Origin of the sequence: Clostridium sp. HBUAS56010 (genome assembly GCF_007115105.1) — a bacterium.
In the GTDB taxonomy this organism is placed as follows: domain Bacteria; phylum Bacillota; class Clostridia; order Lachnospirales; family Lachnospiraceae; genus Lacrimispora.
The window spans coordinates 657,764-678,900 of record NZ_SULJ01000001.1 but is presented as its reverse complement, the minus strand read 5'-3'; the positions used below and the strand labels follow the sequence as shown (position 1 = coordinate 678,900).

The window sequence follows — 21,137 nt, the reverse complement described above, 5'->3', positions numbered from 1 at the left end:
GTATAGCCTCTATGCCCAGAACCATGAGCGATTAAGCAGGAAAGAATGAGGTGTATGTATGCCGGTCAGAACGGACGAAAAGATTCGATGCTCTTTTTGCGGGAAAACTCAGGATCAGGTAAAGAAACTGATTGCCGGTTCCAACAATGTGTATATCTGCGATGAATGTATTGATTTATGTGCGGAGATATTGGAGGAAGAATTCGACAGCCATGAGGAAGAAAGCCCTGACTTTAGTGATATTAACCTGATGAAACCAAAGGAAATCAAAGAATTTCTCGACGGCTATGTCATTGGTCAGGACAACGCAAAAAAAGTATTGTCTGTAGCAGTATATAACCACTATAAGAGAATCACTTCCAAAAGCAAATTGGATGTGGATGTGCAAAAGAGCAATATTCTGATGTTAGGACCTACCGGTTCTGGTAAGACTTACCTTGCGCAGACTCTTGCCAAGGTGTTAAACGTTCCTTTTGCTATTGCAGATGCGACTGCTCTGACGGAAGCAGGCTATGTAGGCGAAGACGTGGAGAACATTCTTTTAAAGCTGATTCAGGCTGCTGATTATGATATAAGCAGAGCAGAATATGGTATTATTTATCTCGATGAGATTGATAAGATAACGAAAAAGTCAGAGAACGTCTCTATTACAAGAGATGTTTCTGGTGAAGGTGTTCAGCAGGCTCTTTTGAAGATTTTAGAAGGTACCGTTGCAAGTGTTCCTCCTCAGGGAGGAAGAAAGCACCCGCACCAGGAACTTTTACAGATTAATACAACCAACATCCTGTTTATCTGCGGAGGCGCTTTTGATGGACTGGAGAAGATTATTGAAGCCCGTCTGAGTGCTGGTTCCATTGGTTTCAATGCGGAAATCGTAGATAAGAACAAGAGTGATCTTGATGATCTGTTAAAGAAAACCCTTCCGCAGGATCTGGTTAAGTTTGGTCTGATTCCAGAGTTTATTGGACGTGTGCCCATTAATGTATCACTGGAGCTGTTAGATCAGTCCGCTTTGGTACAGATTCTTACAGAACCTAAGAATGCTCTGGTAAAACAATACCAGAAGTTATTTGAACTGGATGATGTAAAACTGGAACTTACGAAAGAAGCAGTGGAACGGATTGCAGATCTTGCTGTTGAGAGAAAGACAGGTGCCAGAGGACTTCGTTCTATTATTGAAGATGTGATGATGGATCTGATGTATGAAGTGCCTTCTGACAACAACATTGGTGTCTGCAGAATTACCAAAGAAGTTGTAGATAAGACAGGTGAGCCAGAGATCATCTTTCGGGATACGGCAGTACCCAGAAAAACACTGGCCCAGAAATTAAGAAAAGATAAAACAGGCGAGATCGCATAGATCCTGCACAAGTCGGGAAGGTGTTACAGCGAGGAACTGCTGCAACACCTTTTTGGATGCAAAGGAGAGAACACAAATGGTGGATAAGATAATCACAATGCCAGTTATCGCCCTGCGAGGCATGACTGTTCTTCCCAAGATGATGCTGCATTTTGATATCAGCCGAAAGAAATCAATTGCTGCAGTGGAGAAAGCCATGGTAGGAGATCAGAAAGTATGTCTGGTTACGCAAAAGGACCCGGAAGAGCCGGATCCCGGGTTTGAAGGAGTTCATCAGATTGGCACCGTGGCTCTTATCAAGCAGTTAGTCAAGATGCCGGGCAATGTGGTTCGTGTCATGGTAGAAGGACTGGAACGGGCGGAGCTTCTTTCTCTCGGCAGCGAAAGTGCAATGCTGGTTGGAGAGATTGACACCGATCTGGACGTTGACGGAATCATGGATGATGTGACCAGACAGGCAATGATGGAGATCGTCAGGGATAAGCTTTCCCAATATGGTAAGGAAAACCCCAGATTGGCGAAGGAAGCCATACCAGGTCTTTTGATCATACCAGATCTTGGTGAACTTCTGGATCAGATTGCAGTGCAGTTATCCTGGGATTACAAGACACGCCAGAAGGTGCTGGAACATGTAATGCTGGAAGACCGGTATGCGTTGGTTATGAAGCATCTTCTGATGGATATTGAAGTGACCAAGGTGAAAAAGGAACTGCAGTCCAGTGTAAAAGAACGAATTGATAAAAATCAGAAAGATTATATTTTAAGGGAACAATTAAAAGTAATCAGAGAAGAACTGGGAGAAGACAATCCTCTTTCTGATGCCGATGAGTATGCCAAACGGCTCAAGTCTTTAAAAGCAGACAAAGAGATCAGAGAAAAAATCGGCAAAGAGATTGAACGTTTTAAATCCATGCCGGGAGGAAGCCAGGAAGCCAATGTTGTACGGATGTACCTTGATACGGTTCTGGATCTTCCATGGAAAAAGGTATCAAGAGATAATAACAGCATCACTCATGCAGAAGAAGTATTGAATGAAGATCACTATGGTCTTGCAAAAGTGAAAGAACGGATTCTGGAGTATCTGGCAGTCCGGGTGCTGACGAAAAAGGGAACCAGCCCTATTTTATGTCTGGTAGGCCCTCCTGGTACAGGAAAGACCTCCATTGCCCGTTCTGTGGCAAAGGCACTGAATAAACAATATGTAAGAATCAGTCTTGGAGGAATCCGGGATGAAGCAGAAATCAGAGGGCACCGTAAGACCTATGTAGGTGCAATGCCCGGCAGAATTGCAGAAGGACTGCGGCAGGCTGGAGTGAGCAACCCGCTGATGCTTTTAGATGAGATTGATAAGGTAAGCCGGGATTATAAAGGAGATACCTCCTCTGCCTTGCTGGAAGTTCTTGACAGCGAGCAGAATGTGAAATTCAGGGACCATTATATAGAATTGCCTGTTGATTTGTCTAACGTATTATTTATTGCCACGGCTAATACTGTAAGTACGATCCCAGGTCCGCTTTTAGACCGTATGGAAGTGATTGAAGTAACCAGCTATACAGAGAATGAAAAGTTTCATATTGCAAAGAATTATCTGGTTAAAAAGCAGAGAGAAAAAAATGGTCTGACGGAAAAGCAGGTTACTGTCTCTGACAAAGCATTGGAAAAGATTATTCACAACTATACCAGAGAAGCAGGTGTCCGTACTCTTGAAAGAAGAATTGGAGCTGTTTACAGGAAAGCTGCCAGACAGTTTTTAGAGGACCGTACCCAGTTTATCGAGATTACAGAATCCGGAATTGAAGAATATCTTGGCAAAGAAAAGGTTACATTTGAAGGTGTAAATGAAACCGATGAAGTGGGAATTGTAAGAGGTCTTGCATGGACAAGTGTAGGTGGAAGTACCCTACAGATTGAAGTCAACGTAATGCCGGGAAAAGGAAATTTACAATTGACCGGGCAGATGGGAGATGTGATGAAAGAATCCGCAAAGATTGCTTTAAGTTATGTCCGCTCTGCATGTCCTGCTTATGAGGTGAAGAATGACTATTTTGAAAAGCATGACATCCACATCCACATTCCGGAAGGTGCAGTGCCAAAAGACGGTCCTTCTGCTGGAATTACCATGGCAACTGCCATGTTATCTGCAGTTGTGAATAAAAAGGTATGTGCAAAAGTGGCAATGACAGGCGAGATTACATTACGAGGCAGAGTCCTTCCTATTGGCGGTCTGAAAGAAAAAATACTGGCTGCACGTCTTGCTCAAGTGGAAAAGGTTCTGGTCCCTTATAAGAACCGTCCTGATATTTTAGAATTGTCAGATGAAATCACAGGAGATCTTACCATTGTTTATGTGAAAGAGATGTCAGAAGTCTTAAAAGAAGCTTTTGTCCAGGAATAGAAAGGAAATCATATGATTATTAAAACAGTAGATTTGGAAACTGTATGCGGTATCACCAGTAAACTGCCGGAGAATACAAAACCGGAATTTGCATTTTCCGGTAAATCCAATGTGGGAAAGTCTTCTCTGATTAACGCATTGATGAACCGCAAATCCTATGCCAGGACATCTTCCCAGCCTGGGAAGACTCAGACAATCAACTTTTACAACATTAACGACGCCCTTTATTATGTGGATCTTCCTGGGTATGGTTATGCGAAGGTATCCCTTGAAGTAAAGGCAAAATGGGGGAAGATGATTGAGAATTACCTTCACAATTCCCCTATGCTCAAGCTGGTGTTCCTGCTGATTGATATCCGCCATGAACCGTCAGACAATGATAAGACCATGTATGACTGGATTGTATATCAGGGATATCAGCCTGTAATTGTTGCGACAAAACTGGATAAGATAAAGAGAAGCCAGGTACAGAAATCAATAAAAATTCTGCGCACGGGTCTTGGAATCGGAAGTGAAGTGACTGTGATTCCTTTTTCTGCTGAAACCAAGCAGGGAAGAGATGAAATATGGGAGCTGATATCAGATTCCGCGAATGGTCTTGACAAGGAATAAAAATCTTTTTATAATGAACCTATTTATTACATAGAGTTCATTTTGGCGGAAAGAGGAGAGAATTGTTATGAAAAAGACAATAAAGAAAATTGCAGCAGGTCTTTTAGCAGTTTCTCTTGCAGCAGCTTTGACTGCATGCGGAGGAAGCGGGAATAAGGAGACGACTGCAGCAGCAGGAGAATCAGGAAACAAAAAAGTATTAAAGGTTGCCATGGAGTGCAGCTATGCACCTTATAACTGGACCCAGTCCACAGATGAGAATGGGGCAGTCCCCATTTCAGGCGGTTCCGATTATGCGTACGGCTATGACGTTATGATGGCAAAGAAGATTGCAGATGAACTTGGGTATGAACTGGAGATTGTAAAGTTAGACTGGGATTCTCTTGTACCTGCGGTTCAGTCTGGAAAGGTTGACTGTGTTATTGCCGGCCAGTCCATTACCTCAGAACGTCTGCAGTCTGTTGATTTTACGGATCCCTATTACTTTGCAACCATTGTAACGCTGGTAAAGAACGGCAGTAAATATGAGAATGCAAAGAGTGTGGCAGATCTTTCTGGTGCAACAGCAACCTCTCAGATTAACACAATCTGGTATGACAACTGTCTTCCTCAGATTCCCCAGGGCAATATTATGCCGGCAATGGAATCTGCACCGGCCATGTTAGTTTCTTTAAGTACCGGAAGAAGTGACGTTGTAGTTACGGACAAGCCAACAGGTCAGGCAGCATTAATGGCTTATCCGGATTTTAAGCTTCTTGATTTTAGCGGAACAGAGGGAGAATTCCAGGTTTCCGATGAAGATATTAATATCGGTGTTTCACTGAAAAAGGGAAATGCGGAGTTAAAGGATTCCATCAACGGAGTGCTTTCCAAGATGACAAAAGATGACTTTAATAAGATGATGGAAGAAGCCATCTCCGTACAGCCATTATCAAAGTAATTAAAGATCATAAGAGCATCAGGACATGATGGCACGGGAAGGACAAGAGAGTCTTGTTTCCGTGCCGCTTGTCTTGCCAGCTTTCATGATACTGTGAAAAGGAGAAGATACGATGTCTTTGCCATCAGATTTTTTAGGCAGAATTATGTTTATTCTGAAAGAATATGGTCCCTCTTTTGCCAGCGGAGCCGGCAAAACAATGGCGATTGCAATAGTGGGAACATTAATTGGATGTCTCATTGGTTTTGCAGTAGGAATTGTTCAGACGATTCCTGTATCAAAGAATGACAATCTGATTAAACGGATTGTATTAAAGATTGTTAAAATTATATTGAATGTTTATGTAGAGATTTTCAGGGGAACTCCCATGATGGTCCAGGCAATGTTTATATTTTATGGCTCCTCTGCACTTTTTAATTTTAATATGTCCATTGTCTTCGCCTCTTATTTTATCGTATCCATTAATACGGGTGCTTATATGGCAGAGACTGTGAGAGGCGGTATTCTTTCCATTGATCCGGGACAGACAGAGGGGGCAAAAGCCATTGGGATGACACATTTCCAGACCATGGTAAATGTCATTATGCCACAGGCTCTTCGCAATATCATGCCTCAGATTGGTAATAACCTGATTATCAATATTAAAGACACCTGTGTTCTTTCCGTGATTGGGGTTGTGGAGCTGTTTTATACAACCAAGGGTGTGGCAGGTGCTTATTATACCTACTTTGAAGCCTTTACCATTACAATGATCATTTATTTTATTCTCACATTCGCCTGCTCCAGACTTCTTCGCTATTGGGAAAAGAAGATGGACGGTCCGGACAGCTATGATCTGGCAACTACAGATACTCTGGCTTACACCAGTGGATTGGTGAAATTCCCAGATCCGAAAGACAAGGAGGAAAAATAAATGGCAGATGAAAAAGTGTTAGAGATACACCATTTAAGTAAGACCTTTGGAACCAATGTAGTGCTTCGGGATATTGATTTTTCCGTTCATGCAGGAGATGTAACCTGTATTATCGGAGCTTCCGGATCAGGTAAATCCACTCTTTTGCGCTGTATCAACCTTTTGGAGACACCAACTACAGGCGAGATTTTATATCATGATGTAGAAATTACGGACAGAAAGATGAACGTACCATCTTATAGAACAAAAGTAGGTATGGTGTTTCAGAGCTTTAATCTGTTTAACAACATGACGGTTTTAGAAAACTGTATCGTTGGACAGGTAAAAGTGCTCAAAAAAGACAGAGAAGAAGCAAAAAGAAAAGCCATGATGTTTTTGGAAAAAGTAGGCATGGCTCCTTATATTCATGCAAAGCCAAGACAGCTTTCCGGTGGACAGAAGCAGAGAGTTGCCATTGCCAGAGCGTTGGCAATGGAACCTGAGATTCTCTTATTTGATGAGCCTACATCTGCACTGGACCCCCAGATGGTTGGAGAAGTTCTTGCAGTTATGAGAACCCTTGCCAAGGAAGGGCTTACTATGATCATCGTAACTCACGAGATGGCTTTTGCAAGAGATGTCTCGAACCATGTGGTTTATATGGCTGGTGGTGTAATCGAAGAAGAAGGAGAGCCAGGAGCTATATTCGGTAATCCGCAGAAGAGTTCTACAAAAGAATTTTTAAACCGGTTTATGAATGGGTAACCAGCTCCTTTTTAATATGGATAGAGAAGGCGGTCTTTATGAAAATTGTTTTTTTAGAAACGGATACTCTGGGAGATGATGTGGATTATTCGCCCTTTTATGATTTGGGAGAAGTGATCCGGTATCCCAGATCCGATGTACAGGAGAATGCAAAAAGGATTCTGGAAGCAGATGTTTTAGTGGTTAATAAAATACCCATGAATGAAGAAATCTTAAAGCATGCAAAAAATTTAAAGCTGATCTGCCTTACTGCTACTGGAACCAATATTGTTGATTTTAATTATACCAATCAAAGAGGAATTACCGTTGCTAATGTGAAAAGCTATTCTACCCAGTCGGTGGTCCAACATACCTTTGCATTGTTATTTTACATCTATGAAAAACTTTCTCATTATGATCGGTTTGTAAAATCAGGTGAATATGCTGCCAGTGATGTGTTTAGCCATTTCGACAAAAAGTTTCATGAGCTTTTTGGTAAAACATGGGGGATCATCGGTCTTGGAGAGATTGGAAGAGGCGTGGCAGAAGTAGCAAAGGCGTTTGGCTGTAACGTTATTTATTATTCTACCTCCGGCAGGAACCAGAATTCAGAAGTGGAGCAGGTAAGCTTTGAAACACTCTTAGAGCGTTCGGATATTGTTTCTATTCATGCCCCTTTAAATGAAAAGACAGAGAATCTCATTGGAATGGAAGCTTTAAAAAGAATGAAATCCTCGGCGGTTTTGCTGAATCTTGGCAGGGGAAAGATTATTGAAGAGGAAGCGCTTGTAACCGCTCTAGAGACAGGAGAGATTGCAGGTGCCGGACTTGATGTGATCAGTGAGGAACCCATACACCCGGACAATCCTCTTCTGCGGATGAAAGACAGTACCAAACTCATAGTCACACCTCATATTGCATGGGCGACTGTGGAAGCGAGAAGCAGGTGTCTGGAAGAAGTTCATAAGAATATAATCTCCTTTTTAAAAGGGGAGGAACGAAATATTGTAAAAGCATAAATAAATGGCTGCTGCAGAATAAACTGCAGCAGCCATTTCAATTCATTGGATTATGAATCTTTGTCTTTTGGAAAGGGTTTTGCAAAAATTCTGCGCATCTTTAGCCGGATATACATGCGGATTACATGAATTCCCAGTGTGAAAACGAGAAGCGGCAGGATGATTGTCAGAACTATCTTAAATTTCAACTGAAATAGTTTCTTCTTTTGCTGCCTGCGTACGGACTGATTCAAGCAAATTCCCCCTTTATTGATTGCTGCCAGAATTGTCAGGAACCACTCATTAGCGATTTCATGGCAAATGCGTAAATCTCCTGGCTTTTGGTTTTCCAGTGATCGCACATAATTTCTGCCTGATCTTTGTCTGGAACAGACAGTTCCAGATTAATCAGACAGCTTTTTCCCTCCCGCACTTCACAATGGACAATATAGTCCTGGCTGGTGGATTTATAATAATCAGCGGTAACACCCACTTCATTGCGCAAACGGAATTTGTTGTTCTTTAAATACTCATCCATATCATTGATGATAGCGGGTGAGATTTTGTTACCAAAAAAGGTGAGAGTTTCTTCCCCTTCTCTCGTGATTTCATAGCGGCTGCTGTTGTGGTTGGTTTCTACATGAAGAAGTCTGGCTTCCAGCAATTCATTTAACGCCTGGTTCAGCGTAAAATAAGTGGTGTATTCATGTTCCAGAAAGAAGTTTGACAGTTGGGCGCTGGTCAGGGGAAAGTTTACCTGTTTAAGCATATATAGAATCATCAGTTTGTACAGGGTCATGGGTTCTGACAGCATAGTTACCTCCAGTGAAAAGAATCCTTTGATGGATCTGTTTTATAATTGTTTGATGTGATCCTTCACAGCCTGGCTCACTACATCAGCAACCCGCGGATCAAATGCCTCCGGAAGTATATTGTCTTCATTTAAGTCAGAAGGTGCAACCAGGTCTGCGATGGCAGAAGCGGCAGCCAGCTTCATATCCTCTGTGATGGCAGTAGCTCGTCCCTCCAGTGCACCTTTGAAGATTCCGGGGAAAACAACCACGTTATTAACCTGGTTTGGGAAATCAGATCTTCCGGTTCCCACAACTTTGGCGCCTGCGGCTTTTGCTACATCAGGCATAATCTCAGGAACCGGATTTGCCATGGCAAATAAAATAGCGTTGGAATTCATGGAAGAGACCATCTCGCTGGTAACAATTCCTGGTGCAGACACTCCCACAAAGATATCGGCTCCGTTCATAGCATCAGCCAGAGAGCCCTGCTTTTTCTCCAGGTTTGTAACATCCATCATCTTTTCCTGCATCCAGTTAAGACCTTCCATGCCTTTTGAAAGAATTCCGGCACGGTCACACATGGTAACATGGACAAATCCATAAGTCAGTAAAAGCTTTGTTATGGCAATACCGGCAGACCCGGCACCATTAACCACCACCTGACAATCTTCTTTTGTTTTACCAGTTACTTTCAATGCGTTAATAATTCCGGCAAGAACCACAATGGCAGTTCCGTGCTGGTCATCGTGAAAAACAGGAATTGGAAGAAGTTCTTTTAGCCGTTCCTCAATCTCAAAGCAGCGGGGAGCAGAGATGTCTTCTAAGTTAATCCCGCCAAAAGCAGGTGCGATGTGGATTACGGTCTTAATAATCTCTTCGCTGTCCTGGGTATCGAGACAGATGGGAATCGCATTGATTCCGCCGAATTCTTTGAATAATACAGCCTTTCCTTCCATAACCGGCATGGCAGCAAGAGGACCAATGTTGCCAAGTCCAAGAACTGCGCTGCCGTCAGAAACTACGGCAACTGTATTGGATTTCATGGTGTATTCATAGGCGGCATCCGGATTACTGGCAATTACCTTACATGGTTCTGCCACTCCGGGAGTATATGCAAGTGCAAGATCTTCTCTTGTTTTTACTTTAGCTTTGGAAGTTATTTCCAGTTTTCCATTCCATTCTTTATGGAGTAATAGTGCTTTCTCGTTGGTTGTCATGATGTGTTTGTCCTTTTTTCAACAGTTTTAATATATCATACCAATTTTAGGGTTTTAAATCAATAGAAAATATGTTAGAATATAGAGTAATTAAGTTAAAACAAATGAATAAGATAAGGAAATTTAAGATACAGGTGGTACTATGAGAGAACGAATCAACAGGCTGGCAAAAGGCATCATTGATTCAGAAATTCCAAAGATTAAGGTTACCCCATCGGGAATTGATGATGTGGTGCGCTCCGGAGGAGCCACGAGGCGGGAACTTGTCGTTACCAGTGAGAATAATTTGCACATAAAAGGACTTGTATATTCCTCCAACTTCCGTGTCAGGCTATTGAACGGAGCGTTTGGCGGTACATATAACCATCTGGTCTATGAGATAAACGGAAGTTCTCTGGAAGATGGGGATACGATCAAGGGATCTTTTTATCTGGTAACCAATGGCGGAGAATGGGAGATTCCTTATTCGTTCCGTGTGGAACTGAGTACGTCAGGCAAGGCACTGAGCGATTTAAAGACAGCAGAAGATTTTGCAGAGATTGCAAAGAAAGATATGGACACGGCTCTTCGTTTATTCGAGTACCGCGATTTTGTTACGGCGCCTTTTATGAAGGATCTTCATATAAGAGCCATGTATGATGGATTAAAGGGAAGACCTGATAGAAGGAAAGAACTGGAAGAGTTTCTTTCCGCATTAAAAGTAAAAGAACCGGTTACGTTGTCAGCAGAAACGGCGGAACGAAGATTCGGAGAACTGGAAGAGATGATAGAAGACTCTGTTGTCATAAAGCGCAGAGGCTGGGGATATGTCAGTCTGGAGGTTTCAACAGACTGTGATTTTATAGAGTTACCAAAGAAGAGTGTAAGTGAACAGGATTTTGAACAGGATGAATGCACCGTACCATTTGTGATTCATCCGGAACGGATGCACCAGGGGGAGAATTCAGGAAGAATCGTAATTACAGGAATTGACGAGAAGTTTCTGATACCGGTGACGGCAGTTGTGAATCCAGGAGGAGGAATATCGGCGGAGGATGCCTTTGCAAAAGAGGCTTTCGGCCGATTTTTGCGGCTTCGCCTGGAACTTGAGGAGGGAATGACTTCGCCGGATAAGCTCTTTGGAGAGATGGAAAAGGCTCTTGATGATCTGGAGCTGATGAAGGGAGAGGCGCCTCTTTACAAACTTTTTCGGGCAGAGATCTGCGCAGAAGAGAAAAAACCTTCCAAGGCAGCTTTGCTCTTAGATGAATGCAGGGATGATATATTAGGCCGGCGGGAAAAGGAAAAGGTAATATACTGTTATTATCAGTATCTCCGTCTATGCGTACAGCCTGATGAATATCAGAAAGAATCCCTGATCCGTCTTATGAAGAAGTATCTGGAAGAAGACGTAAGGCTTTCGGGACTGTTTATATTGCTGCTGAAACTGGATTCCAGGCTGTTTGACCATATGCCGGCTTTGTTTTCCATGCTGCGCCGTCAATACGATGCCGGAGTGAGAAGCCCGTTTTTATATGTGTGGGGCTGCAGGATATTGAATGAAGCACCGGATCTGATACGGACCCTTGGTCCTATGGAGATTCAGATTCTATACCACTGTGCAGGAAAGGGAATGATCAGTAAGAAACTGGCTCTTGCTGTGTCAAAGCTTACGCTGACGGCAAAGCATTTTAACCGTCTTCACTATCGGATGCTGGTCAGACTTTACGAAGAGTACCCGAAAAAAGAAGTGTTAGAGGCTGTCTGCGGTCTTTTAATCAAGGGAGAATGTCTTATGGCAGAAGCATTTTCCTGGTATGAAAAAGGTGTAAAGGCAGGAATCAGTCTGACAAGGCTCTATGAATATTACTTATACGCCCTTCCCAGGAATTACTGTTATCTTCTTCCAAAAGAAGTGCTTCTTTATTTTTCCTATGGCGGGAATGAACTGGATGTGGACAGCAGAACAATCCTTTATAAGAATGTTCTTGTTTATTTAGAACCTGGGGACCCCTTATATCAGGCATATGAACGAATCATAGAAAAGTTTGCTACGGAACAGTTGTTTGAATCCAGGATCAATGATCGTTTGGCGGCTATTTATGAGCGGATGATCTTAAAGGATGTGATTGATCTTCCTATGGCAGCGGTTCTTCCTTCCATTTTAAGGTCTTACCGGGTGGAATGTAAGAACAGGAAGATGAAGTATGTGATTGTCTGTTATGAGGAGATGACGGAGGAAGATGCGTTTATTCTTACGGATGGAGTGGCTTATGTACCGCTGTTTTCGGAACACAGCATTCTTTTATTCCAGGATGCCTTTGGTAACCGGTATGCCAATATTCCTTATGAGAAGGAACCGGTGATGGATCGTCCGGAACTGGAAGAGCGTTGTTTTGAACTTTATCCAGAGCATTCCATGTTAAGGCTGCGTGCCTGCGAAAAGATTCTTTTGGCGGGAGCGTCTGATGTGGAAGAGGTAAACGTATTAGAGGCAACTCTGGAGGATCCAAAGCTGCGTCCGTTCTATCAGAGACTTTTATTATCCAAGGTGATTGAGTTTTATGAGAATCAGATGGAGGTTGTCAAAGAGGGCGAAAAAGGTGCCGGATATTTGTTGAAACTGGATAAGAAAGTTTTGACAAGAGCAGAGCGTACCGGTGTCTGCAACACGTTGATTCATAATGGATATATGGAAGAAGCCTTTCAGATGATCCGGGAATTTGGCTGTGAAGGGATTAGCATAGACCGCCTCTATCAACTATCTTCCGGGATGATCCTACAGAATCTGTTTGATGAGGATCCTCTGCTGCTGTATCTATCTTATCAGGTATTTCAAAGTGGAAAGCTTGACAGTGTAATTCTGGATTATTTGTGTGAACATTTTAACGGTCTTACGGAACAGATGTATCATGTACTTATGCAGGGAATTTCACAGCGAGTTGAGACCTATGATCTGGAAGAACGGCTGACTGCCCAGATGATGTTTTGCGGAAATATGGCGAAACTGGATAAAGTGTTTTATCTCTACAGAAGCAGGAAAGAACCTGGGGATAATATTGTAAAAGCGTATTTTACTATTAAATGTACGGAATATTTCATGGGAGATAAGGAACCGGAAGAGAAAGTTTTTGCCTATCTTGAGGGCGTGGTAAAAGCGGCATCCCAAAAAGGCCGCCTTCCAACCATTTATCTTCTTGCCATAACAAAGTATTATGCCAATCTGCCGCAACTTTCCGACGAACAAAAGCAATTGTGCGGAGAGACTGCCGGATTTCTTTTAGAAGAGGGGTATGTGTTCCCTCACTTTAAAGAACTGGCTCATCATATTCCCATGCCGGAAGAGATTCTTGACAAAGCCATGATTCAGTACTGCGGAGAAAAGGATTCCAAGATTCAGCTTGAGGTACGGATTCTTCCCGATGAAGAAGAATTCTGCGTAGAAGATATGACACGCATGTATCAGGGAGTGTTTATCAAGCAGAAGATACTTTTTGAAGGCGAGATCATGGAGTACAAGATCAGTGAATTCATTGAGGAGAAATGGGTACTGAAAAAGGAAGGCAGTGTCAGTTGTGATGCCGGAGATTCCAGTAAGGATTCAGACAGCCGGTTTGCCTGCCTCAATGAGATGAGCCTGTCTTTAAGCTTAAAAGATGAGACAGGACTAAAAAGGCGGATGCAGGAATATTTGCAGAAGAATGCAGAAGCAGAAGAATTATTTCCACTGATGTAAGATAAGGGGGCTGTCGATGGACGGACTGATAATAGGGCTTGATCTTTGCGATGCCTATACCCGGATATGCTGTTATGACAGAGAAAAGTCATGGTGTATTCCTACGGTTATCTGCCGTAAAAAGGATGGAGATTCCTGGTTCATAGGTGAAGAGGCTTATGCCCAGACTCTTGTGGGAGACGGCATTATTGTAGACAAGCTGATAAAAATGGTTAGAAAAAAAGGAACCGCAACTCTTGGCGGTATTAAATATGAAGGGCTTGAACTTTTAACCCTGTTCTTAGAAAAGATTTTGAAGTTTCCCATGGAGGAATTTTTCAGCGAAGAAGTAAAGCAATTGGTGATTACCATGCAAAAGGTGGATGTGAGGCTGATGGACTCCCTGATGCAATGTGCAGATTCCATGGGGATTCCCAGGGAACGTGTTCACATTATCAGCCATACAGAAGGCTTTGTGTATTATACTTTAAGTCAGAAAAAGGAAGTGTGGAGCAATCAGGTTGGCGTATTTGATCTGTCTGAAGATTCTTTTCATTATCACGAACTGAAAGTGCAGCGAGGACTTAGAAAGACCGTAGTGATTGCAGAAGATGAGGCACTGGAGGAAAGTTTTAATCTGGATATACTGGATACGGCTTCCGGCGGCAGACTGGCGGATAAAATTTTAAGTTCCTGCGCTGACCGACTTCTCCAGAAGAAACTTTTCTCTTCTGTGTTTCTCACTGGAAAAGGGTTTGAGCGCCATGACTGGGCAGTTGAATCCATGAAGATTTTATGCTCACGCCGAAAGGTATATATGGAACCGGAACTTTTTGCCAGAGGGGCAGCGTTTAAAGGGATGGATTATACGGAAGAAAAAACTGCTTATCCATTTACCTGTATCTGTGAAGGAAGGCTTCATTCCACTGTCTCCATGAAAGTGCTCCATAAGGAGCGGGAGAGTCAGCTTGTGGTAGCAGCAGCCGGTGATAACTGGTATGAATCAAAGAGCAGTGTGGATCTGATTCTGGATAATCAGGACTATGTGGAATTTATGGTAACACCCATGGACCCGAAACAAAAGCGCCTGGTGAAAATTGACTTAGAGGGATTTCCCAAAAGACCAAACAAAACCACGAGGCTGGGACTCAGTTTTGGATTTCTGGATGAAAAAACAATGGCAGTAGTGCTGAAAGACAAAGGCTTTGGAGAGTTGTTTCCTGCCACAGATGCAGTAATCAAACAAGAGGTTATGCTATGGGTCTGATTCTTTGCCGGCAGGAACCGGTACAACATCCTTATTATTTCGAAGGTCTGGGAATCCGCCTGTATTCTTCCCAGGAGCTTTGTTATGCCATTTATAATAATCCGCTTCTTGTTATGGAGGAGTTTGTAGATCAGCCTCTTATAGATTTTATTCAGAATGATCTTGATATGGCATTTCTTGCCGTCAAACTTTTAAAATGGAAACAGAGCGGCGAGGATCATGATGAACTGGTTGCTCTGATTCTGCAGGAGTGCGATTATTACCATGCAGCCGAAGTAAACCGGTTCCGGCAAAAGCTCAGTGCTTACCGGAAGATGCCGGAGGCCGAATTTCTGAAAGAAAGAGCAGATTATCTTTTTTCTCTAAAGCAGTATGGAAAGGCGATTACGGAATATCAGAAGATACTGGATAATCCGAAAGGCAGTTCCTTAAAAGAAGGATTTCGTGCCAGAGTTTATAATAATTTAGGTGCTTCCTATGCCAGACTGTTTATGACAGATAAAGCCTGTGAGGCATATCAGCGGTCTTTTGATCTGGTAAAAAGTTCAGAAGTGTTAAAACGGATCTGCCATCTGGCAAGTTGGAATTCCGGTCTCAGACTAAATGAGAGGGTAAAAGCCCTGCTGACAGAAGAATTACAGCAGGAGTCTGAACAGGACCGGGCACAGGCAAAAGAGACGGCAGGTGGGGCAGACAGTCTTCTGGAATTGGAAAAATTGTTTCAGAAGGATCCCATTAAGCGTTTGCAGGGTGCCGGAGAACTTGTCCAGAAATGGAAACAGGAATACAGAAAGATTATGTCTTGACAAAAATAAGAAAACACACTAATATTATTATTGAGAAAGGTTGAGAAGAAGAGGAGTACGTTCATAACCCTGAAAGAGAGTACCGTTCATCGGCTGAAAGACGGTTAAGGAAGTGTGTGCGGAAGGTAGCTTTGGAACCGGGACGCTGAAAGTATACCCGTAAGCGTTCACGCATGGCAGCGTTAAAAGCTCTGAGATATGGCAGTTTCTGCCATGAAAAAAGGTGGTACCGCGTTGATTCGCCCTTTGCATGTTATGATGCAAGGGGCTTTTCTTATTTTTATGACAAAGGATGGAACGAATAAAGGAGAAGAATATGAAAGAGTTGGAAAAAACTTACGATCCTAGTGGGATTGAAGAAAAACTTTATAAAAAGTGGCTGGATAAGCGATATTTTCATGCCGAACCAAATCAGGATAAAAAGCCTTTTACCATTGTAATGCCTCCGCCCAATATTACAGGACAGCTTCATATGGGTCATGCTCTTGATAATACCATGCAGGATATTTTAATCCGTTATAAGAGAATGCAGGGCTTTGAAGCATTATGGCAGCCGGGAACCGACCATGCAGCCATTGCAACAGAAGTAAAGGTCATTGAGAGTTTAAAGAAGCAGGGGATCGACAAAGAGGATCTTGGCAGAGATGGATTCCTTGAAAAATGCTGGGACTGGAAAAAAGAGTATGGCAGCAGAATTATCAACCAGCTTCATAAATTAGGTTCTTCTGCTGACTGGGAAAGAGAACGTTTTACCATGGATGAGGGCTGCTCCGATGCCGTGCAGGAAGTGTTTGTCCGCCTTCATGAAAAAGGGTTTATTTATAAGGGATCCAGAATTGTGAACTGGTGTCCAGTCTGTCAGACTTCCATTTCTGATGCAGAGGTAGAACATGAAGATCAGAACGGATTTTTCTGGCACATCAATTATCCGATTGCAGGGGAAGAGGGAAGATTTGTAGAGATTGCAACAACAAGACCAGAGACCTTGCTTGGTGATACTGCAGTAGCAGTGAATCCAGACGATGAACGGTATCAGGATCTGATTGGCAAGATGTTAAAGCTTCCGCTCACGGACCGTGAGATTCCCGTGGTTGCAGATTTTTATGTGGATAAAGAATTTGGAACAGGATGTGTTAAGATTACACCGGCCCATGACCCCAATGACTTTGAAGTTGGAAAAAGACACAATCTGCCAGAACGGATCATTATGAACGATGATGCAACCATTGATCTTCCTGGAAGCAGGTACAATGGAATGGACCGGTATGAGGCAAGAAAAGCCATTGTAAAAGATCTGGAAGCGTTGGGGCTTTTGGTAAAGGTAGTTCCTCATACTCATGCAGTTGGAACCCATGACCGCTGCGGTACAACCGTGGAACCAATGGTAAAACAGCAGTGGTTTGTAAAAATGGAGGAACTGGCGAAACCAGCAGTGGAAGCAGTAAAGAATGGTTCTTTAAAGTTTGTTCCGGACCGTTTTGACAAGATTTATTTTAACTGGCTTGATAACATTCGTGACTGGTGTATCTCCAGACAGCTCTGGTGGGGACACCGGATTCCGGCTTATTACTGCGATGACTGCGGAGAAATTGTAGTATCAAGAGAGCTGCCGCAAGTGTGTCCTAAGTGCCATGGCACCCACTTAACACAGGATGAAGATACATTAGATACCTGGTTTTCTTCCGCCCTCTGGCCATTTTCCACCTTAGGCTGGCCGGATAAAACAGAGGATCTCAATTATTTCTATCCCACCGATGTGCTGGTTACAGGATATGATATTATTTTCTTCTGGGTAATCCGTATGGTATTTTCTGGTGTGGAGCACACGGGAAAACTTCCATTCCATACCGTTTTAATTCATGGTCTTGTAAGAGATTCCGAAGGCAGGAAGATGAGTAAGTCCCTGGGCAATGGAATTGATCCGTTAGAGGTGATTGAAAAATATGGAGCAGACGCACTTCGCATGACCTTAATCACGGGAAATGCACCTGGAAATGATATGCGTTTTTATTGGGAGAGAGTAGAAGCCAGCAGAAACTTTGCAAACAAGGTATGGAATGCCTCCCGTTTCATTATGATGAATATTGAAAAGGCACCGAAAACAGATGCAGTGCTGTCCGAACTGACCATGGCGGATCAATGGATCTTATCAAAGGTCAACACTCTGGCAAAAGATGTGACGGATAATCTGGATAAATATGAACTGGGAATTGCTCTTCAAAAGGTTTATGACTTTATATGGGAAGAATTCTGTGACTGGTATATTGAGATGGTGAAACCAAGGCTGTGGAACGATGAGGATACCACAAAGGCAGCAGCCATCTGGACCTTAAAGACCGTTTTGATTCAGTCGTTGAAACTTTTACACCCTTATATGCCGTTTTTAACCGAGGAAATCTTCTGTAATCTTCAGGATCAGGAAGAATCCATTATGATCTCCAAGTGGCCGGAGTATGATCAGGCCTGGAACTTTGAAGCAGAAGAACACGCGGTAGAGACGATTAAGGAAGCGGTACGGGCAATCCGTAATGTACGAACCTCCATGAACGTTCCCCCAAGCAAAAAGGCAAAGGTGTATATTGTTTCTGAAAATCAGGAACTTTTAGATATTTTTGAAAAAAGTAAAGTATTCTTTGCAACCCTTGGATATGCAGGAGAAGTATCTTTGCAGAAGGACCGGAACGGAATCTCTGAGGATGCGGTGTCAGCAGTAATTCCTCAGGCTGTGATCTATATGCCTTTTGCTGAACTGGTTGATATCGAAAAGGAAATCGAGAGGTTAAAGAAAGAAGAAGAACGTCTGACAAAAGAACTGGCACGTGTAACCGGAATGTTAAACAATGAAAAATTTGTACGTAAGGCTCCGGAAGCTAAAATTGAAGAAGAAAAGGCAAAGCTTGAAAAGTATGCCCAGATGATGGAACAGGTGAGAGAAAGACTGAACCAGCTCTCATAAAGACTTTTTTATAGATCGACAATTGAATCAACCTTAAGAAAACAGTCGGACATGGATGAACCCCCATGTTACGGCTGTTTTTTTGATTCTCTTTTTAAACAGCGTTCTTTTTGGACAATGCAGGCTGTAAAAATATGTCATTCTATGACACAGCAGGATGGAAAAAGGCGATGAAAAAGTGGAATTAACCCCATGGTTTTGACAAATTCTGAAAGATATACTGGCTATAATGTTCCTACAGGGCGGGAGGTGAATGCAGCAACGGAGATAAACCTGTATATTGATGTATTGTTCTTTATTAATTTCACCATGGATTTTCTGGTATTATCCATTGTAAGGCGGGGGATGAAATACCGCTTCGTCTGGTGGAGAATGATTCTGGGGGCAATGATTGGGGCTGCATGGGCCGTATTTGCTGCCGCTTTTCCCATATTGCCTTTGCTGTTTGAACTGGCAATTACCTATCTGATCATAAGTACCCTGATGGTGATAATGGCTTTTGATGTAAAAAAGGGAAAAGAAATCTGCAAAGCGGTGGGAGCTCTCTATCTGGCTGCCATAGTGGTGGCAGGAATTATGAATGCCCTATACCAACATACGAAAGCCGGCTATTATATAGAACAAATTCTTAGAGGAAATGGAACAAAGGCAATGCCTCTATATCGGTTGATTTTCCTTGCAGCAGGAGCTTATTTTGGAATTCGCTATCTGCTTTGGTGGATTCCAGGAATGTGGAAGAAAAGAAATAACTTTTTCGAAGTCACAATGCGTTATAAGGGAAAAGAAAAAAAGATAACGGCTTTGCTTGATACCGGAAACCGGCTGTATGAACCGGTAAGCCGTCGGCCCGTCCATGTTGTGACCTATGAAGCTGTACAGGAAATATGTGAAACCGTATCAGAGGTTGTTTATATTCCTTTTGGAAGTGTGGGGAAAAGCAGTGGGGTTATGCCCGGAATATATTTAGACGAGATGGAGGTACGTCAGGGAGATGAAGTAAAGATAATGATTAAGCCTCTGGTAGCTGTCTGTAAAAAGGCATTGTCCGTAAACGGAGAGTACCAGATGCTGCTGCATGAAGAGTAAATGTTAGATGTAAAGGAGAGAGTATCGACATGATTATAAAAGTTTCCGTTCCAAATCGTTTCCAGTTTAAGGCAATTCCTACATTCAGGACGTTTATGATGCCGTCTCAGGGGGAAGTCCATTACATCGGAGGTGCAGATATACTGCCGCCGCCGTTAGACAGCGAAAAAGAGGCACAGGTCATTGCTCTTCTTGGCGGAGACGATGACCACAGGGCAAAATCAGAGTTAATCGAACACAATCTCCGCCTGGTTGTATACATAGCAAAAAAGTTCGATAACACGAGTGTTGGAGTGGAAGATTTGATTTCCATTGGAACCATTGGACTGATTAAAGCAATCAATACCTTTAATCCAACAAAAAATATCAAGCTTGCTACCTACGCCTCCCGGTGTATTGAAAATGAAATTCTCATGTATCTGCGGCGGAATAACAAAACCAAGATGGAAGTATCCATTGATGAACCTTTAAATGTAGACTGGGATGGAAATGAGCTTTTGCTTTCCGACATTCTTGGAACTGATGAGGATGTGATTTATAAGGATTTGGAGACAGAGGTGGAGCGGAACCTTTTAAATACAGCCATCAGCCGTTTAAGTCCAAGGGAGAGAAAGATCGTGGAACTGCGGTTTGGTCTTACGGATGAGGAAGGGGAAGAGATGACGCAGAAAGAAGTGGCAGATTTACTTGGAATCTCCCAGTCCTATATCTCAAGACTGGAGAAAAAGATTATGAAACGGCTGAAAAAAGAAATTGTCCGGTTTGAATAAGAGGGTATAATAAAAGGAAAGGCTCAAAAGAGTCTTTCTTTTTTTGTAAAATATGAAACTTTTTAAAGGGCTTGAGCGTCTAAATAATAGTATATCGGAGAGGAGGAAGAGATGAAACAAATGATTGAAGCAGAAGCAGAGACAATTCTGATTGAAAATTACGACAGATATTACCGGCTGGCATACAGTTATGTGGGAAATGAACAGGATGCCCTTGATGTTGTCCAGGAAAGTGCATACCGGGTGATCCGGGAGGTGGGTCAGGTAAAAGAGCCTTCCTATCTTTCTACCTGGATTTACCGGATTGTGATTTACGCTGCCATAGACAGCCTGAGAAAAAGGAAAAGAGAAAATTTTGTTTTTTTGGGCGAAGAGATTCCCTATGAAGAGAATTTTCACACAGAAGATCCACTGAGACTTTTATCCTCTCTGGAGGATAAGGATCGTGCCATCGTCACTTTAAAATATCTGGAAGAGCGAAAGCTGGAAGAGATTGCAGAAATTATGAATATGAATGTAAGCACTGTAAAAAGCAGATTGTACAGGGCACTGAAAAAATTAAAGATAACACTGGAACCGGAATTCACAGAAGAAGGGAGCCGCTAA

At 42.7% G+C, this 21,137-nt stretch carries 16 protein-coding genes and 1 other annotated feature; of the genes, 14 read left to right on the top strand and 2 right to left on the bottom strand.

Features of this window, described 5'->3' with window-relative positions; genetic code table 11:
* Positions 1 to 58 precede the first annotated feature (58 nt).
* From clpX to FAY33_RS03250, 7 genes are all read left to right on the top strand, one after another.
* Positions 59 to 1,360, top strand: a complete 1,302-nt coding sequence (gene clpX, locus FAY33_RS03280; RefSeq protein WP_143319318.1) for an ATP-dependent Clp protease ATP-binding subunit ClpX — start codon at positions 59 to 61, stop codon at positions 1,358 to 1,360.
* A 76-nt stretch (positions 1,361 to 1,436) separates the two neighbouring features.
* Complete coding sequence (gene lon, locus FAY33_RS03275) at positions 1,437 to 3,755, top strand: endopeptidase La (RefSeq protein WP_143319317.1); 2,319 nt, start codon at positions 1,437 to 1,439, stop codon at positions 3,753 to 3,755.
* Positions 3,756 to 3,767: 12 nt separating this feature from the next.
* Positions 3,768 to 4,367 carry a ribosome biogenesis GTP-binding protein YihA/YsxC gene (gene yihA / locus FAY33_RS03270; RefSeq protein WP_143319316.1) on the top strand — a complete coding sequence of 200 codons (600 nt, stop codon included), beginning with the start codon at positions 3,768 to 3,770 and terminating at the stop codon, positions 4,365 to 4,367.
* A gap of 67 nt (positions 4,368 to 4,434) precedes the next feature.
* Positions 4,435 to 5,307 carry a transporter substrate-binding domain-containing protein gene (locus FAY33_RS03265; protein WP_143319315.1) on the top strand — a complete coding sequence of 291 codons (873 nt, stop codon included), beginning with the start codon at positions 4,435 to 4,437 and terminating at the stop codon, positions 5,305 to 5,307.
* A 112-nt stretch (positions 5,308 to 5,419) separates the two neighbouring features.
* Complete coding sequence (locus FAY33_RS03260) at positions 5,420 to 6,220, top strand: amino acid ABC transporter permease (protein ID WP_143319314.1); 801 nt, start codon at positions 5,420 to 5,422, stop codon at positions 6,218 to 6,220.
* Entirely contained in the window at positions 6,221 to 6,964 is a 744-nt protein-coding gene (locus tag FAY33_RS03255) for an amino acid ABC transporter ATP-binding protein (RefSeq protein WP_143319313.1), read from the top strand.
* 38 nt (positions 6,965 to 7,002) lie between these two features.
* The gene (locus FAY33_RS03250) at positions 7,003 to 7,962 is read left to right on the top strand and encodes a D-2-hydroxyacid dehydrogenase (protein WP_143319312.1); all 960 of its coding nucleotides are present in this window, start codon (positions 7,003 to 7,005) and stop codon (positions 7,960 to 7,962) included.
* Between the two features lie 268 nt (positions 7,963 to 8,230).
* Here FAY33_RS03250 and FAY33_RS03240 read toward each other — a convergent pair whose 3' ends face one another.
* Together FAY33_RS03240 and FAY33_RS03235 are read right to left on the bottom strand one after the other, a co-directional pair.
* A complete protein-coding gene (locus FAY33_RS03240) occupies positions 8,231 to 8,755 on the bottom strand; it encodes a DUF4364 family protein (protein WP_143319310.1) in 525 nt (174 codons plus the stop codon).
* Between the two features lie 39 nt (positions 8,756 to 8,794).
* Complete coding sequence (locus FAY33_RS03235; protein ID WP_143319309.1) at positions 8,795 to 9,952, bottom strand: NADP-dependent malic enzyme; 1,158 nt, start codon at positions 9,950 to 9,952, stop codon at positions 8,795 to 8,797.
* A 142-nt stretch (positions 9,953 to 10,094) separates the two neighbouring features.
* Between FAY33_RS03235 and FAY33_RS03230 the strand changes: the two genes are divergently transcribed.
* The 7 genes from FAY33_RS03230 to FAY33_RS03200 all read left to right on the top strand — a co-directional run bounded on the left by FAY33_RS03230 (position 10,095) and on the right by FAY33_RS03200 (position 21,137).
* Entirely contained in the window at positions 10,095 to 13,667 is a 3,573-nt protein-coding gene (locus FAY33_RS03230) for a DUF5717 family protein (RefSeq protein ID WP_143319308.1), read from the top strand.
* A gap of 16 nt (positions 13,668 to 13,683) precedes the next feature.
* On the top strand, positions 13,684 to 14,913 hold the full coding sequence (locus FAY33_RS03225; protein ID WP_143319307.1) for a DUF5716 family protein: 1,230 nt from the start codon (positions 13,684 to 13,686) through the stop codon (positions 14,911 to 14,913).
* Positions 14,904 to 15,719, top strand: coding sequence for a hypothetical protein (locus FAY33_RS03220; protein ID WP_143319306.1), 816 nt, complete (start codon positions 14,904 to 14,906; stop codon positions 15,717 to 15,719). Before FAY33_RS03225 ends, FAY33_RS03220 begins: the two co-directional genes overlap by 10 nt.
* A gap of 33 nt (positions 15,720 to 15,752) precedes the next feature.
* Positions 15,753 to 15,969, top strand: a binding site (T-box leader).
* A 66-nt stretch (positions 15,970 to 16,035) separates the two neighbouring features.
* Positions 16,036 to 18,675, top strand: coding sequence for a valine--tRNA ligase (locus FAY33_RS03215; protein ID WP_143319305.1), 2,640 nt, complete (start codon positions 16,036 to 16,038; stop codon positions 18,673 to 18,675).
* A gap of 192 nt (positions 18,676 to 18,867) precedes the next feature.
* A complete protein-coding gene (locus FAY33_RS03210; protein WP_143319304.1) occupies positions 18,868 to 19,761 on the top strand; it encodes a sigma-E processing peptidase SpoIIGA in 894 nt (297 codons plus the stop codon).
* Positions 19,762 to 19,790: 29 nt separating this feature from the next.
* A complete protein-coding gene (gene sigE / locus FAY33_RS03205; protein ID WP_143319303.1) occupies positions 19,791 to 20,531 on the top strand; it encodes an RNA polymerase sporulation sigma factor SigE in 741 nt (246 codons plus the stop codon).
* A 111-nt stretch (positions 20,532 to 20,642) separates the two neighbouring features.
* The gene (locus tag FAY33_RS03200) at positions 20,643 to 21,137 is read left to right on the top strand and encodes an RNA polymerase sigma factor (RefSeq protein ID WP_143319302.1); all 495 of its coding nucleotides are present in this window, start codon (positions 20,643 to 20,645) and stop codon (positions 21,135 to 21,137) included.